The organism is Nitrobacter sp. TKz-YC02, from assembly GCF_049852135.1.
Taxonomy (GTDB): domain Bacteria; phylum Pseudomonadota; class Alphaproteobacteria; order Rhizobiales; family Xanthobacteraceae; genus Nitrobacter; species Nitrobacter vulgaris.
On sequence record NZ_CP180728.1, the window covers coordinates 3,150,757 to 3,165,235 of the forward strand.

The 14,479-nt window shown below is 62.7% G+C and carries 13 protein-coding genes; 10 read left to right on the top strand and 3 right to left on the bottom strand.

Features of this window, described 5'->3' with window-relative positions; translation table 11 throughout:
• Positions 1-4: 4 nt before the first annotated feature.
• Positions 5-778 carry a hypothetical protein gene (locus ACM561_RS15175; protein WP_425906085.1) on the bottom strand — a complete coding sequence of 258 codons (774 nt, stop codon included), beginning with the start codon at positions 776-778 and terminating at the stop codon, positions 5-7.
• A 296-nt stretch (positions 779-1,074) separates the two neighbouring features.
• Here ACM561_RS15175 and ACM561_RS15180 point away from each other — a divergent pair, with 296 nt between their 5' ends.
• From ACM561_RS15180 to ACM561_RS15210, 7 genes are all read left to right on the top strand, one after another.
• Positions 1,075-1,824: a 16S rRNA (uracil(1498)-N(3))-methyltransferase gene (locus tag ACM561_RS15180; protein WP_425906087.1), complete on the top strand. Its 750-nt coding sequence runs from the start codon at positions 1,075-1,077 to the stop codon at positions 1,822-1,824.
• A 245-nt stretch (positions 1,825-2,069) separates the two neighbouring features.
• Complete coding sequence (locus tag ACM561_RS15185; RefSeq protein ID WP_425906088.1) at positions 2,070-4,226, top strand: TonB-dependent receptor; 2,157 nt, start codon at positions 2,070-2,072, stop codon at positions 4,224-4,226.
• Between the two features lie 210 nt (positions 4,227-4,436).
• Entirely contained in the window at positions 4,437-5,612 is a 1,176-nt protein-coding gene (locus tag ACM561_RS15190; RefSeq protein WP_425906089.1) for an ATP phosphoribosyltransferase regulatory subunit, read from the top strand.
• Positions 5,609-6,586, top strand: a complete 978-nt coding sequence (gene hisG / locus ACM561_RS15195) for an ATP phosphoribosyltransferase (RefSeq protein ID WP_079447586.1) — start codon at positions 5,609-5,611, stop codon at positions 6,584-6,586. Before ACM561_RS15190 ends, hisG begins: the two co-directional genes overlap by 4 nt.
• A gap of 84 nt (positions 6,587-6,670) precedes the next feature.
• Positions 6,671-7,717 carry a glycosyltransferase family 2 protein gene (locus ACM561_RS15200; RefSeq protein ID WP_425906091.1) on the top strand — a complete coding sequence of 349 codons (1,047 nt, stop codon included), beginning with the start codon at positions 6,671-6,673 and terminating at the stop codon, positions 7,715-7,717.
• Entirely contained in the window at positions 7,714-8,559 is an 846-nt protein-coding gene (locus ACM561_RS15205; protein WP_425906093.1) for a ChbG/HpnK family deacetylase, read from the top strand. The genes ACM561_RS15200 and ACM561_RS15205 overlap by 4 nt, the downstream gene beginning before the upstream one ends.
• Positions 8,560-8,648: 89 nt before the next feature.
• Positions 8,649-9,428 (top strand): DUF2076 domain-containing protein, encoded by a 780-nt coding sequence (locus ACM561_RS15210; protein WP_425906094.1) that lies wholly within the window; start codon positions 8,649-8,651, stop codon positions 9,426-9,428.
• A 168-nt stretch (positions 9,429-9,596) separates the two neighbouring features.
• On the opposite strand, the gene ACM561_RS15215 is transcribed toward ACM561_RS15210, so the two are convergent.
• Positions 9,597-10,376: a L,D-transpeptidase gene (locus ACM561_RS15215; RefSeq protein WP_425906096.1), complete on the bottom strand. Its 780-nt coding sequence runs from the start codon at positions 10,374-10,376 to the stop codon at positions 9,597-9,599.
• Between the two features lie 286 nt (positions 10,377-10,662).
• Between ACM561_RS15215 and ACM561_RS15220 the strand changes: the two genes are divergently transcribed.
• Positions 10,663-11,448 (top strand): protein phosphatase CheZ, encoded by a 786-nt coding sequence (locus ACM561_RS15220; RefSeq protein ID WP_425906098.1) that lies wholly within the window; start codon positions 10,663-10,665, stop codon positions 11,446-11,448.
• A gap of 83 nt (positions 11,449-11,531) precedes the next feature.
• Here the strand turns inward: ACM561_RS15220 and ACM561_RS15225 are convergent, their stop codons facing one another.
• Entirely contained in the window at positions 11,532-12,083 is a 552-nt protein-coding gene (locus ACM561_RS15225; RefSeq protein ID WP_425906100.1) for a hypothetical protein, read from the bottom strand.
• 307 nt (positions 12,084-12,390) lie between these two features.
• Here ACM561_RS15225 and ACM561_RS15230 point away from each other — a divergent pair, with 307 nt between their 5' ends.
• Positions 12,391-12,687: a co-chaperone GroES gene (locus ACM561_RS15230; protein ID WP_425906102.1), complete on the top strand. Its 297-nt coding sequence runs from the start codon at positions 12,391-12,393 to the stop codon at positions 12,685-12,687.
• Positions 12,688-12,831: 144 nt separating this feature from the next.
• The gene (gene groL, locus ACM561_RS15235) at positions 12,832-14,478 is read left to right on the top strand and encodes a chaperonin GroEL (protein WP_425906103.1); all 1,647 of its coding nucleotides are present in this window, start codon (positions 12,832-12,834) and stop codon (positions 14,476-14,478) included.
• Position 14,479: the final 1 nt, after the last annotated feature.

Below are 14,479 nucleotides of genomic sequence, written 5' to 3' on the forward strand. Positions count from 1 at the left end.
CCCGTCATCGTGTGAGAGCGTTGCCGCTCAAGGTATCGAACGTGCTGCCGCCCTTCTTCGGCGTGGTTGCCTCAGGCAATCCGCCGGATGCCGACCCCAGAGCCTCACTGAGGCTCGGGCCGGCCGGGCCGCGCATCTGCGCCTGCTTCGCCACGTCGCAAACCTTCTGCTCCATCGTCTCGGTCGCCTTGTGGTTGTTGCGCATCTGCGTCCCGACATTATCGGGAATTCCACATCTCCGGGAATTCGTATCGATGAATTTGATCATCTTGGCTTCCGCCTGCGAATATTGCCCGATCAATTTGCAGGCTTCGTCGGGCGGCGCCTTACGGGCGCTGGCGGTCTGGATCAACTTGCCGCGTTTCTCAGCCGCGTCACGCAGCGGCATGAATTCCTTCATGCAATCCTCGCCACCGGGCGGGCCAGCCTGCTGGCGCGCAGGCGCTCCGAAACTACCCACCGGCGCTGCGCCTCCGGACGGAAACGAAGCGGGCGCGCCTGCCGTCGCAGAGGTGCCGTTGACGGGAGGAAACGGCGAGTCCTGAGGCGCAGCAGTCTTTTGCGCGGGCGCCCCGTTGACGGGGGGAAACGGCGAGTCCTGAGGCGCGGTAGTCTTTTGCGCGGGCGCCCCGTTAACCGGCGGAAACGCCGGATCGTTGACCGTTCCGGTTGCGCTATTAGGCAATGGCGCCGGAAACGGTGTCTGACCGAGCGCCGCCGTGGTGCCGATAGCGAAAACCGCGAGCGTCAGCGGAACGATCATGCGCAGAATGATCACAGCATTCCTCCGGCAGGGTCAAACGCCCAAGCCAACCTTTACCAACAAACGACCTGCCTTGATGTCCGATTTGTACGATCGCGGCCGATTCCTAACAACCCGACGAATTGGGCGAGAGCGCGACGCTTGGTCGCGCCGCAACCAACAACGTCTCCAATATCTCCCATTTTCCATCGGAATGATGCCGCAGCCCGCGCTGTTCAAGGCAAATTGTTCATCGGGTTTGATGGGAACGGAAATCGCTACGCAATTTTTCTCGCCCTGCTCTAGTAAAGTGCTCGCGCAGGATTCTTTGCATGCCTCATACCGACTTTCGCAGTCCCCGGCTCTATGTCGATGCACCGCTTGCGGCGGGCAACAGAATCCCGCTCAACCGCAATCAGGGCAACTATCTTGGTAACGTCCTGCGCCTTGGGACCGGGACAAACGTTCTGGTCTTCAACGGCCGCGACGGCGAGTGGCGCGCAGCAATTTCAGGCCGCAAGCGTCCGGAAAATCTTGAAATCGTCGCCGTGACGAGGAAACAGGACCACCTGCCGGACGTGCGCTACGCGTTCGCGCCGCTGAAACATGCCCGGCTCGACTACATGGTTCAGAAAGCTGTGGAGATGGGGGTCTGCGCACTGCAGCCCCTCCTGACCCGCTTCACGCAGGTCGGACGCGTCAACGGCGATCGGATGCGCGCCAATGTCATCGAAGCGGCCGAGCAATGCGGCATCCTCAGCTTGGCTGCGGTGGAGGAGCCGGTGTCCCTGGATCGTTGGCTCGGCCGGCGCGCGCCCGAACGCCTGCTGGTATTCTGCGACGAGGCCGCTCTGACGGCAAATCCGGCGCAGACACTGGAGCCGATGCGCGGCGCCGCGCAAGGCATCGACGTTCTGGTCGGTCCCGAAGGCGGCTTCGCTGAAGACGAGCGGGAAAGCCTGCTCAACCAACCTCATACCCTGCGCCTATCGCTCGGACCGCGCATCCTGCGGGCGGATACCGCCGCGGTTGCCGTCCTCGCCCTTGTCCAGACCGTGCTGGGGGACTGGCAGCCAGAATAGCGGAAGCACCGGGTCAGGCTCGCGCGACAGATCATCTCAAAAGACAAAGTCAGGTTGTTTCGGCCGCCGCCCGTAATAATCGGCTTATTCCGGCCTTCCCCACCCGACAGCCCCGCCGATGGTCGGAGCAAGCCCCTGCCATGACGTATTCCTGCCTCTCTCGACTTCCGCCCATTTTTTCCACTTGCAAGTGAATTGCATCTGCATCTTATATGCAATTGCAAATTAATCGCAGGACAAAAAGTATGCGGCGGGTAGTTTTGGGTGTGGTCGCGGGGATGGTGTGCCTGATCGGCTCCCCAACTATGGAGGCGCGGGCACAAGGGCAGCTGCTGCCCGGAATCACCGTCGACGCGCCGAAGCGCGCCAAACGGCGCGCCCGCGTCGCCGTTCGTCACGTCACTCGAATGCGGGCGCCAGTGCCGGCGCCGGCGCGGCTCCCCGCCGTGCCGGAACAACCTCGCGCCGACGTGCCCCTCGCCTCAGCAAGCCTGCTCACGGCGAAGCAGGTGCTGGGGCGCGGCGCCGCTTCGCTCGGCGACACGCTCGGGACCACGCCCGGCGTCTCGGCAACGTCGTTCTCGCCAGTGGCGAGCCGCCCGGTGATCCGAGGCCTCGGCGGTTTCCGGGTGCGAACCCAGGAAAACGGCATCGGCTCCGGCGACATGGCCAATCTCGGGGAAGACCACGCCGTGACGATTGATCCGCTATCGGCACAGAACGTCGAGGTCATTCGCGGTCCCGGCACGTTGCGCTTTGGCTCGCAGGCGACAGGCGGCGTGGTCAGCGCCAGCAACAACCGCATCCCAACGACAATTCCGAAGAACGGCATCGCATTCGAAGCACGCGGCGGCCTCAACAGTGTCAGCACCGGCCGTGACGGCGCGGTACAACTCGATGTCGGCGGCAGCAACGTTGCGATCCATGCCGACGCATACGCCCGGCAGGCCAACGACTATCGTATCCCCGGCGGCATTCAGACCAATTCAAGCTATCGCTCCGATGGCCACGCGGTCGGCGGCTCCTACATTTTCGATCGCGGTTTCGTCGGCATGTCATTTCAGGAAACGGCGATGACCTACTTCATCCCCGGCATCGATTCCGCCAGGGTGAAGAACCACATCGACCTGCACCAGCAGAAATGGGCGAGCCGCGGCGAGTGGCGCGTGGGAGAAAGCGGCATCGATACGGTGCGCTATTGGCTCGGCTACTCCGACTACAAGCACAACGAGATCAACGGCGTCGGCGCCGCCGCGCTGATCGGTTCGCGATTTAAGAACCAGGAGTTGGAATCCCGCGTCGAGGTCACGCACCTGCCGTTCGCCACCATGCTGGGCGAATTGCGTGGCTCCGGCGGCGTGCAATGGAGCCGGCGCAATTTATCGGTCGCCGGCGCGACCGATCCCCTGCTCGCACCGGCGCAGAATGCCAATCTCGCCGCCTTCCTGTTCGAGGAATTGCAGGTCACGCGAAATCTGCGAACACAGGCGGCATTTCGCATCGAGCAGACCGAGACCGACGGCACCGGCGCACGGTTTCCCCCGACGTTCCTGCCACCGCCGAATCAACCCACGGTGTTTCCGGTCGATCGACGCTTCATGCCAATGAGCGCCAGCGCGGGGCTGCTCTACGATCTAACGCACGACATCGTCGCGCGCGCCACGGTGCAGCATGTCGAACGCGCGCCCGATCCCATCGAGCTGTTTTACAAGGGACCGCACGATACGCCGCGCACGTTCGAGATCGGCGATCCGACCATGACGCTGGAAAAGGCGAACACCGTCGAACTCGGTTTCAAGCGCGCACGTGGCGATACCCGTTTCGAACTGTCGATCTATCACACCCGCTATCAGAACTTCATCTTCAAGAACTTCACCGGTGTCCGCTGTAGCGAGAGTTTCGCATCCTGCGGCACGCCGGGCGCGACCTACGACCAGATCATCTATTCGCAGCGTGACGCCCGCTTCACCGGCGGCGAAATCCAGATCGAGCATGACGTGGCGCGGGTGTGGAACGGCGTGTTCGGGGTCGAGGCGCAATACGACATCGTCCACGCGGTATTCCTCGACGGCAGTTTCGTGCCGAAAATTCCGCCGCAGCGGCTCGGTGGCGGGGTCTATTATCGCGACGCAAGCTGGACCGCGCGCGTCAACTTGCTGCACGCTTTCGCCCAAAACAACCTCGGCGCGTTCGAAACGCCGACGCCGGGCTACAACCTGCTCAACGCCGAAATCAATCACACGACGACGTTGCCGAACGGCGACTGGCCGGTGACGCTCACCGTCGGCCTAAAGGGCGAGAACCTGCTCAACGACGACATCCGCTTCCACCAGTCCTACAAAAAGGACGAGGTGTTGCAGCCCGGCCGCAACGTACGCCTGTTCGCGTCGATGAAATTCTGACGCAAGGCGCCGTCCGTCGCCGTCAACCTTCTCGGCAAATAGCCGGCGGAACGAGGTCGAAACTCACCGCCCGCCGTGCTATGGGCTGCCGCAAATGATGTTGACCGGCGGCGCGGCGACTTCGCCATGCCATCGATATACATCGAATTTCAATATGTTAGGCAAGGGGCGCGCGACACCCGCGGGCGGCGTGCAAGCTTGGACGATATCATGACCGACACGCAAGTCGTTGGGGTGACCGGAACCGCCGCCCGGGCAGCAGCCCTGCTGTCGTCGTTCATGCAGGCTGGCTATATCAAGGCGGAACCAGCCATCCTTCAACCGGCCGAGCCGTTTTTGGACCTCTCGGGCGAGGATATCCGCAAGAGCCTTTATCTCACGTCCGACTCAGGAGGCGAGGACCTGTGCCTTCGTCCCGACCTCACCATCCCGGTCGCGCGCGACTATCTCGCGTCCAGCAAGGCCGGTAAGCCGGCGGGCTTCTGCTATCTCGGACCCGTGTTTCGCTATCGTGGCGGCCGCTCAAGCGAATTCCCGCAGGCCGGCATCGAATCATTCGGCCGCCAGGACCGCGCCGCCGCCGACGCCGAAATGCTCGCGCTCGGTCTGGAAGCCGTTGCAGCTTTCGGCATCGCCGACGTCGACATCCGTGCAGGCGACGTTGCGCTGTTCACCGCGTTAATCAATTCGCTCGATCTTTATCCGGTATGGCGGCGTCGGCTGATGAAGGATTTCAACCGCAAGGTCAGCCTCGCGCTGGATATTGAACGCCTGACGCTAGCGTCCGGACCGGGGCACAAGGAATACGAAGGCGTGCTGGCGGCTCTCGCAGGCTCCGATCGCAAGGCGGCCTTAGCGCTGGTGACCGACATGATGTCGATCGCAGGCGCGACCATTGTCGGCGGCCGCTCTTTGGATGAGATCGCCGACCGCTTCCTCGAACAATCCACCCTGAAGAGCGGCGCACTGCCGCACGAGGCGTTGACGATCATCAAGCGGTTTCTTGCGATATCGGGCGATCCGGATGACGCGCTCGGCCAATTGCGCGCGCTCGCCTCAGACGCCGGGCTCGATATTCACCGTGCAATCGATCAAGTCGAAAGCCGTACCGGCTTCATGGCCGCGCGGGGCGTAGAAACTGATAGAATCAGCTTCGCTACCGCCTTCGGCCGCGGCGTCGACTACTACACCGGTTTTGAATTCGAACTGCAGCGCAAGGACCAGGACGACGAGCCACTGGTTGCGGGCGGGCGCTACGACGACCTTATGACGCGACTTGGGGCAGCCGCACCGATCCCGGCGGTCGGCTTCGCGGTCTGGATCGAGGCGTTGACGCGGTCCGCAGACGTATCTTCCGCGAGCCGGATCGGCGGGAGCGCGCAATGACCACGCCACTCGTTCTAGCCGTGCCTTCGAAGGGCCGTTTGCAGGAAAATGCCGAAGCGTTTTTCGCCCGCGCCGGGCTGACGCTCTCGAAACCGCGGGGCGTACGTGACTATCGCGGCACTATCGCCGAGCTCGATAACGTCGAGATCGCCTATCTCTCTGCGAGCGAAATCGCGTCACAACTCGCGCGCGGCCTGGTGCATCTCGGCGTCACCGGCGAAGATCTGATCCGCGAAAGCATCGTCGACGCCGACAAACGCGTGGCGCTGATCAACGGCCTTGGTTTCGGCAGCGCCAACGTGGTTGTCGCCGTGCCGCAGTCCTGGATCGATGTGCGTACCATGGCCGACCTCGACGACGTGACGACCGGGTTTCGCGCCCAGCACAACCGAAGGATGCGGATCGCAACCAAATATATCAACCTGACTCGCGCCTTCTTCGCTTCGCACGGCGTGGTCGATTACCGCATCGTCGAGAGCGCTGGCGCCACCGAAGGCGCGCCAGCGGTCGGCACCGCCGAGATGATCGTCGATATCACGACGACCGGGGCAACGCTCACCGCTAACGGCCTCAGGGTGCTGGACGACGGCGTGATCCTGCGCAGCCAGGCCAATCTGGTCGCGTCACGCGACGCGGACTGGTCCAGCGGTGCACGCGAAACGACGCGGATCATTCTCGACCACATCGCCGCCCGCGCCCGCGCGAGCCAATACCGCGAGGTGCGAACCCGCTTCACCGGCTGCGATACTGCACTCTTCACAGAGGCACATGATCGCTTCGGCGTCGTCTCCCCGTTCGGAGGACCAACATCCTCCGGGATGGTTACGCTGCATTGCCCGCCGGACCGGCTTTACGCGCTCGCCGGTTTTCTAAGGCAACACGGCGCTGAAACGGTGTCGATCGCCTCGCTTGACTATGTGTTCGATCGCGAGAACCCGCTTTTCGCGAAGCTGGAAGCGTTCCTGCGGACGTAGAATCGTGCCGTCCGCCCGTTGAAGCGCACGCTGTCACTTACTACCCTACAAACTGGAATGAATTGACCCCGTCGGAACCGACCGATGACTCCAGCTACCAGCCTTCCAGGTCTGCCTGCAGATAAGGCCACCGCGTCCGCGCAAGGTCTGTCGATCGTCGTACCCGTTTACAACGAAGCCGCCGGGCTCCAGCAATTGCACGAACGTCTCAGCGCGCTTGCGGTAAAGCTGAGGCAGCGCTTCGGCCTCGCCTGCGAAGTCGTTTATGTCGATGACGGCAGCGCCGATGACACGCTCGACCTCGCCCGCGCGCTTCCCGCCACCGCGCTGGACGTGCAGGTGGTTTCGCTGTCGCGCAATTTCGGCAAGGAAGCCGCCTTGATGGCGGGCCTGGATCACGCGCAGCGCGGCGCGCTGCTGTTCATGGACGGCGACGGCCAGCATTCGCCCGATCTCGTGGAACGGCTGGTGGATCACTGGATCAACGATGGCTACGACGTCATCTACACCGCGAAGGCGCACCGGGCGAACGAGTCGTTGCTGCGGCGGATCGGCGTGCACAGCTTTTATGCGATCATCAACTGGGGCGCGCGCCAGCGGATTCCCGAAGACGCCGGCGATTTTCGCCTGTTGTCGCCCCGCGCCGCTTCGGCGCTGCGCCGGATGCCGGAGCGAAACCGCTTCTTCAAGGGCCTCGCGAGCTGGATCGGTTTCCGTCAGTTCCGCGTCGACTACGAGCCCGACGTTCGGACTCACGGCATGACCACCTTCAATGCCGCGCGGCTGCTCGGTCTGTCGATCGAGGGGCTAACATCATTTTCGGTGGCGCCGCTGCGGCTGGCCAGCCTGCTCGGCCTGCTGCTGGCGCTCGCAGCCTTCCTGTTCGGTTTGTCTATCCTCTGGGAAACCTGGGTCGACGGCGAGTCGGTTCCCGGCTATCCGTCATTGTTTGTCGGCATGATGACGATCGGCGGCGTGCAGCTCCTGATGATCGGCATCGTCGGCGAATACATCGGCAAGATTCTCTCGGAACTGAAGGCACGGCCGATCTATGTCGTCGCCGAGCAAAGCATGAAACAGGCCGAACCCGAGCCGGCCGACGGCGGCCCGCACCGGACCGTCGCCGAATGAACGGCGATGAACCGCAACGCCGGATTCGGCTGTGTGCAGACGATTACGGAATCAGTCCGGGCGTCAACCGCGCGATCCTCAATCTAATCGAGAGGGAGCGTATCAACGCGACGTCGGTGATGGTGGTCGGCCCGGCCGCAGGACGCGACGACGTGGAGGCGCTGAAGGTGACGGGCGCGCGCCATCCACATTGCGCGATCGGCCTGCACCTCACTTTGACCGCGCCGTTTCATCCGCTCACCCTGCATTACCGGCCACTGGATGGCGGGCTATTTCCCGCGCTCTCGAAGATGCTGCGCGCCAGCCTGTCGCGCCGGCTCGAGCCCGAGATGATTTTCGACGAGGTGACGGCGCAGATCGGGGCGTTTGTGGAACGATTCGGCCGCGCGCCCGAGTATGTCGACGGCCATCAGCATGTGCAGATTTTTCCTCAGGTGCGCGGCGCCTTCCTGACCGCCGTCAAGACTGCCGCACCCGACGCATGGGTGCGGCAGTGTGGCCGCAGCCGCCCCCCGCTGACGCAACAATTCGCCGCGCCGAAGGCGTTGCTCCTGGATCTTTTAAGCGCCGGATTTCGTCGCCATGCCGCGCGCGCCGGCATCCGCTTCAATCCGGCCTTCGCCGGCGCCTATGACTTCGCGCAGTCTGACTTCGCCGCACTGATGCAGGGATTTCTGAACGGTTTGCCGGATGGTGGTCTGATCATGTGTCACCCCGGCTTCGTCGATGAAATCTTGCTCGCGCTCGATCCCCTCACCGACCAGCGCGAGAGGGAATACGAATTCCTGGCCGGGGATAGCTTCGGGGATATGCTGGTTGCCAACCGGGTGACATTGGGCTGATCTGTCCGCCGCGAAAATATTCTCCGGCGGCACTACTTGCGACACAGAATGCCACTACATCCCGACAGCCACCTTTTTGGGAGAGCGCCATGACGCCGGAAGAACGACAGTTGGTTGACGACCTCTTCACCCGCCTCGCCAGCGTCGAAAACACGCCGCGCGATCCCGCCGCCGCGACAGCTATCGCCGAGGGCCTGCGGCGCGCGCCCAACGCGCTTTACACGCTGGTGCAAACGGCTTTGGTGCAGGATGAAGCCCTGAGGCGCGCCGACGAGCGCATTCAGCAGCTTGAGGCCGGCGGAGCCGGCAATCAGGCTGTCTCGGGGGGCGGATTTCTCGACCAGATGCGCGACACCCTATTCGGCGGCCCCGCGCCGCGCGGCTCGGTCCCGAACGTCCCCCCGGCGCCTTCTGGCCGCCCGGCCTGGAATACCGGTGAGGCGTTGCAGCAGACCGGACAAGCCGGACGCTTTGATCAGGGACCTGGCCATTCGCCCTATGGCACCCCGCCTCCGCAAGCAGGCGGCGGCTCGTTCCTCGGAACGGCGGCGGCCGCCGCCGCGGGAGCCGTGGGCGGCGGTCTGCTTCTGAATAGCATCCGCTCCATGATGGGCGGTGGTGAAGCCCATGCCAGCAGCTTCGGCGATTCCGGCAGCCTCGGCAGGTCGTCCAACCCGTCGGGCGGCGCCGGCGATCAATCAGGAAGCAATCTGGCACGCGATGCCGGTGTGAACGACCTCGGATCGCAACGGCACGGCAACCCATCGCAGACTGGCTCACTCGACCAGGACCATGATCATGACCAGGAGGATATCGATTCCGAAGACTTCGACGATTTCGATGACTTCGACGAAGGAGAGGACATCTGACGCCTCCGGTCCTCAACAGCACAACGGCTCCCTATAGCGTTTTCGAGCGAAGTGGATACCGGTTCGTGTGAAGAAAACGCGTCAGATCAAAATCTGAGAGCCCCGCTTCTGATTCCGCCAGAAACGGGGCTCTAGGCGGCCGTTGTCATCTGGGAAGATAATCGGGCGTCAGATCACAACCACTCTGACGCCGATGCGAACCCGATCATAGAGATCGATGACGTCCTGGTTGCGCATCCGGATGCAGCCGGACGATACGTTGGTGCCGATTGTCCACGGCTCGTTGGAACCGTGGATGCGGTAGAGCGATGAGCCGAGATACATCGCGCGAGCGCCAAGTGGGTTCTGGGGGCCGCCCTCCATGTGGCGCGGAAGATCGGGGCGGCGCTTCAGCATCTCTGCAGGCGGAGTCCAGGCGGGCCATTCCTTCTTCGCCGATACCGTCTTGACGCCCGCCCACAGAAAACCGGGCTTGCCGACGCCAACTCCGTAGCGAAGCGCCGTGCCGCCGCCTTGCACGAGGTAAAGGAACTTGCTCGACGTATCGATGATGATGGTGCCGGCGGCTTCCTTGCCGTGATATTCGACGAGCTGCCTCTCGAATTTCGGATCGAACGCGGGATGAGCGGCTTCGCTCGCGTCCTGCTGCAGCATGATCTGCTGCGGTTGCGGCGCATAGAGCGGGCGCGAATCATAGCGCTGTTGCGGATAGCGCGATCCCTGTTGCTGAACATCTCCAAACAGCGACTCGATGAAGCCGCCGCCCATGTTGGACCGCTCGGCATATACAAGGCGCTGCTCGGACGGCTGCGGCGTGGATTGATCGGCGTAGACGGCGGTCGGCTGGGTGAAGAACCTGGCCTGTGGGTCTCTTGCAAAAACCTGCTGGATCCCGAGGCCGGCAAGCGACACGCCCGCAAGGAGCGCGAAGGATATGTGTCTGAACATCGACGTACTCTGCACTGTTTTGCCGTGGATGGTCGCTGGGAGTCGCGTCAATGGCGCATCCCTCCCGCACAGCGATTAAGAATTAAAACCGCGTCGGTTTGGTAAACGGAACGGCGGCTTGATTCACCACGCCGTCGATATGACGGGGTTCTTTCCCGTAGCGTTTATTTTCCATGAACGAAAACGCTCTGCGCGCTGCGGATTCGTCGCGAACAGTTCCCGCATGAACCGGGCGTTAAAACACCCCGGTGTAAAAGCCCATCGAGTCCAAAAGCCGGGGAATACGATGGCTGTTCAACGTAAGCGCTTCCGCGTCGAAGAAACCCTGAACGGCGGCACGCCGGTTATTACAGCCGTCGTCGACGATGCGCCAATGCCGGTGCATCGTGAAATCATGGCGGAGTTGCGCGCGATCCGCCAACAGATGGGAGCTCCGAGCCTCGATGGCCCGGACGAAGCGGCCGGAACGGCCAATGACGGGACCACCAGCCGCGAGGTCGCCGAAGCACAAATGCTGCTGCAAACCTATCGCGCACAAATCGAGCAATGCGAAAAGCTCAAGACCGAACTCGATCTGATCTACGACGCCATCAGCCGCACCAAGCAGGAAATCGCAGTTCTACATGGCAAGAGTTTCAGCGGCGACGAGATGGCGAAGGTGACCGACGAGCTTGGCGCCGTGGTAGGAGGTACCGAGCAAGCGACCCAGCACATCCTGGAGGCGGCTGAAGCGATCGATCAGTCGGCCAGCGCGCTGTCGAAGGCGGCATCGCCGGAGCAGGCTCGGTTGTTGAGCGAGGAGATCCAGGAGCGCGTGATCTCGATTTTCGAGGCGTGCAATTTCCAGGATCTCACCGGCCAGCGCATTGCCAAGGTGATGAGCACGATGAAGTTCATCGAGCATCATATCAATGTCATGATGGATATCTGGGGCGGTGTGGACGCCATCCGTGCCCATGCTCCACCGATCGTCGACGATCGCGTCGGCGATGCGAAGCTGCTGAACGGTCCGAAGCTCGAAGGCGACGAGGGACACGCTTCCCAGGACGACATCGACGCGCTGTTCGGTTAGCCTCAGGAAGCGTCACATCCCCCATTGAGAATGCCCGGCCGTCGCGCCGGGCATTTGGTTTGAATCGATCGCGCGTAGCCCAGCTAATGGGCCTGTGGCTTTGCCGCCGTGTGGCGGGGGACCGACGCGGCCGCAGGCGTGCAGCGGATATAAACCATGTTGCCGTAGCGGGTCGCCGCATCTGAGTCGATGAAGCGCGTGATGAGCACGTGGCCGTCGAAGGAGACGATCTCGCGATCTTTTGGACCGCCGGGGGGGCCTTCCGGCCCGATGTAATTCTTGCCACTCTGGCTACCCTTAAGCCGCAACTCCTGCGGCGTCGCCTCGTCGGCAAGATGCATGATGACGCCGCCATTGCCGCCTGCGCTGATCACGTAAGGATTTTTGCACTGCGCCCTGGCCGCAGCCTCGGTCCGAGACCGGTCGTTCGGATTTTGATAGGACGCAAGACCCCACCGTCCGACCAGTTCCTCGGCACGGACCGTGGCCGGGATCTCGGGCTCGACGGGCGGCGGGGGCGCCGGCTGCGGCGACAGTCCGATCGAGCCGAACGACCCGCATCCGCCGAGAAACACCGCCAGGGCCGCGGCCGCCCCAAGGTTCAAAGCCGCGCGTCCGCCGTCTGATTTGACCATTGTAAATACCCCGACCGAATTTCCGACCGCTGTGCCCCCAGCAGCCGGACCTAAAAAATGAGATCGCAGCACCCGCACTCGCCAAGGCGGAGAAGCTACGACATACTTGCGTTTATCCTACACGCCCTCACCAACGGCTTAAGAGGCTTGCTTGACAGCATGGCTGCCAAGCCATATCCCCGCCCACGAATAGCACTCTCGGAACATGATTGCCAAAAAGATACGAATCGCTCGACCGTCGTGAATTCAGAGCGCATGCATCCATCGATGGCAATTCAGAGTCCTGCGAAACCCCCGGAGGAGCGTTATGGCTAAGACCAAATTTCGTCCGCTGCATGACCGTGTTGTGGTCAAACGGATTGATGCCGAGGAAAAGACTAAAGGCGGCATCATCATTCCCGACACGGTAAAGGAAAAGCCCTCCCAGGGCGAGGTCGTGGCCGTTGGTCCCGGCGGACGCGACGAAACTGGAAAGCTCACGCCGATCGATGTCAAGGTCGGCGACAAGGTGCTGTTCGGCAAGTGGTCGGGCACCGAGATCAAGCTCGACGGCCAGGACCTCCTCGTCATGAAGGAATCCGACCTCATGGGCATCGTCGGCTAGCGTCCCTCCGCAATCAACCGCTTCGATTGAAGCGTCATGCCCGGACATGATCCGGGCATCCATCTTTCAAAACGATGGATGCCGGCATAGGCGCGAAGCGACGCCCAAGGGAAGCGGCACACAACAAACCAGGAGTAACATTCAATGGCCGCCAAAGACGTCAAGTTTTCCGGCGACGCGCGCCAACGCATGCTGCGCGGCGTCGATATCCTCGCCGACGCGGTGAAGGTGACCCTCGGCCCGAAAGGCCGCAATGTCGTGATCGAAAAGAGCTTCGGCGCGCCCCGCATTACCAAAGACGGCGTCACCGTTGCCAAAGAGATCGAACTCGAGGACAGGTTCGAGAACATGGGCGCTCAGATGGTGCGCGAGGTCGCCTCCAAGACCAACGATCTCGCCGGCGACGGCACCACGACCGCCACGGTACTGGCACAGGCCATCGTCCGCGAGGGCGCGAAGGCAGTTGCCGCCGGCATGAATCCCATGGATCTCAAGCGCGGCATCGACATCGCCGTCGCCGCCGTGGTGAAGGACATCGGGAAGCGCGCGAAGGCGGTGGCGTCCTCGGCCGAAGTCGCTCAGGTCGGCACCATCTCGTCCAATGGCGACGCCTCGATCGGCAAGATGATCGCGCAGGCGATGCAGAAGGTCGGCAATGATGGCGTCATCACGGTCGAGGAGAACAAGTCGCTCGAAACCGACGTCGATATCGTGGAGGGCATGAAGTTCGACCGCGGCTATCTTAGCCCCTACTTCATCACCAATGCGGAGAAAATGGCGGCCGAGCTCAACGACGCCTACATCCTGCTGCACGAGAAGAAGCTGACCGGCCTCCAAACTTTGCTGCCGGTGCTCGAGGCGGTTGTGAAATCCGGCAAGCCGCTGCTGATCATCGCGGAAGATGTCGAAGGCGAAGCGCTGGCCGCGCTGGTGGTCAATCGGCTTCGTGGCGGCCTGAAAGTGGCCGCAGTGAAGGCACCGGGCTTCGGTGATCGCCGCAAGGCCATGCTGGAGGACATCGCCATCCTGACCAACAGCCAGCTCATTTCCGACGAGCTCGGCATGAAACTCGAGAACGTCACCGTTAATATGCTGGGCCGCGCCAAGAAAGTGCTGATCGACAAAGAGAACACCACCATCGTCAACGGCGCCGGCAAGAAAAAGGACATCGAGGCACGGGTCGGACAAATCAAGGCACAGATAGAGGAGACCACCTCCGACTATGACCGCGAGAAGCTGCAAGAACGTCTGGCCAAGCTCGCCGGCGGCGTCGCGGTAATCCGTGTCGGAGGCGCGACCGAGGTCGAGGTCAAGGAAAAGAAAGATCGCGTCGAGGATGCGCTCAACGCCACGCGCGCCGCGGTGGAGGAAGGCATCGTGCCCGGCGGCGGCACGGCACTGCTGCGGGCCAAGAAGGCGGTCGGCCGCATCAACAACGACAACTCGGACGTGCAGGCCGGCATCAACATCGTGCTGAAGGCGCTGGAAGCGCCGATCCGTCAGATCGCGGAAAACGCCGGCGTCGAGGGCTCCATCGTGGTGGGCAAGGTTCTCGAAAACAAGACCGAGACCTTCGGCTTCGACGCCCAAAAGGAAGAGTATGTCGACATGATCGCCAAGGGCATCGTCGATCCCGCCAAGGTCGTGCGCACCGCCTTGCAGGATGCCTCGTCGATCGCAGGGCTGCTCGTGACCACCGAAGCCATGGTCGCCGAACTGCCCAAGGAAGAGCCTCCGGCTATGCCGCCGGGCGGCGGCGGAATGGGTGGTATGGGCGGCATGGGCTTTTGAG